The sequence below is a fragment of the Vibrio sp. Vb0937 genome, from assembly GCF_033338855.1.
In genome coordinates, this window is the sequence record NZ_JAWOTK010000152.1 from 1 (window position 1) to 1,564 (window position 1,564).

Below are 1,564 nucleotides of genomic sequence, written 5' to 3' on the forward strand. Positions count from 1 at the left end.
TGGCGGCAACGTCGGGATTGGTTTTGCGATCCCATCGAACATGATGAGAAACCTCACTGAGCAGATTTTAGAATTTGGTGAAGTAAAACGTGGCATGTTGGGCGTTCAAGGTGGTGAAGTGACCTCTGAGCTGGCAGAAGCACTGGGTTACGAGTCAAGTAAAGGGGCATTCATCAGCCAAGTCGTGCCCGATAGCGCAGCGGACAAAGCGGGTCTAAAAGCCGGTGATGTGGTTGTATCAGTTAACGGTAAGTCAATCGACACTTTCTCTGAGTTGCGCGCTAAAGTCGCCACATTAGGAGCGGGTAAGAAGATCACGCTAGGCGTTATTCGTGATGGTAAGAGCAAATCGTTTGACGTGACTCTTGGCGAGTCCACCAACATGAAAGCCAAAGCGGAAACGTTGCATGAAGGCCTAAAAGGAGCAGAGTTAAGTAACACTACACCAAGTGATGCAATCCAAGGGGTAAAAGTCTCCAGTGTTGCAGAGAATTCACCTGCCGCGCAATACCAGCTAAAACAAGGTGACATCATTATTGGCGTCAATCGTCAACGAGTGAAAAACCTTGCGGAGCTTCGCTCTATTGTTGATAAACACAAAGGTGTGCTTGCACTAAATATCCAACGCGGGGAACGCACTATCTACTTGGTGATTCGATAGTCTCTAGCCTCTAAAATCAGGGCAAAACCAGACGATTGAACCATCACTCTTGGTGATGAAGCTCGAAGAGTTAATCTTACTATCAATCTGATTATTAAAAGGGCAGTGCGATCACGCACTGCCCTTTTGTTATTTTTCAATGTAATGCTATTCTTCACCTTTCTATGCCATTTTGGCGCTCATGCATGGAGAGGATATGCTTAGCTTTTTATTACGTTCTGTCTTTTTAGGCTTAGCAACCGCTGCCGTTGTACTGCTCGCAGTTCCATCATTGCGCAATAACGTTATTCCTGTCGCGCTCGACCAACAACCGAAAAATATCGCATCTCTTGAGTTGTCGTTTAACCAAGCCGTAAGAAGAGCGGCGCCAGCGGTTGTGAATATCTACAGCCGAAAATACGTTGAAAACGATCGCAGTAAACTCTCGACACAAGGGCTGGGTTCTGGGGTTATCGTCAGCGAAAAAGGTTATATCATTACCAACTATCACGTGGTAGCTCAAGCAGACCAAGTCGTTGTTGCATTGCAAGATGGTCGAGCTGCTGCCGCTCAACTTGTTGGCACCGACAAACGCACGGACATTGCCGTTTTACGAGTTGAAGGTTCTAACCTACCTGTCATCCCATTGAATTCTGAATACAAACCTCAGGTTGGTGATGTCGTTTTAGCGATTGGTAACCCATACAACTTAGGGCAAACCACGACCTTCGGCATTATTTCCGCGACAGGTCGCTCCTCTATTAGCGATGGTCGTCAAGCCTTCATCCAAACTGATGCTGCAATCAATGAAGGTAACTCGGGCGGCGCATTGGTGAATACTCAAGGTGAATTGGTGGGCATCAACACCGCGTCTTTCCAGCAGGCAACCGATCTTGAAACCTACGGTATCTCATTCGCAATCCC

The 1,564-nt window shown here is 47.1% G+C and carries 2 protein-coding genes; both read left to right on the plus strand.

Annotated elements, in window-relative coordinates; translation table 11 throughout:
- A partial coding sequence (locus tag R7P67_RS23950; RefSeq protein WP_318086211.1) for a PDZ domain-containing protein occupies positions 1–661 on the plus strand: 661 nt, incomplete at its 5' end.
- Positions 662–857: 196 nt separating this feature from the next.
- On the plus strand, positions 858–1,564 hold a 707-nt coding region (locus tag R7P67_RS23955), incomplete at its 3' end, for a trypsin-like peptidase domain-containing protein (protein WP_318086212.1).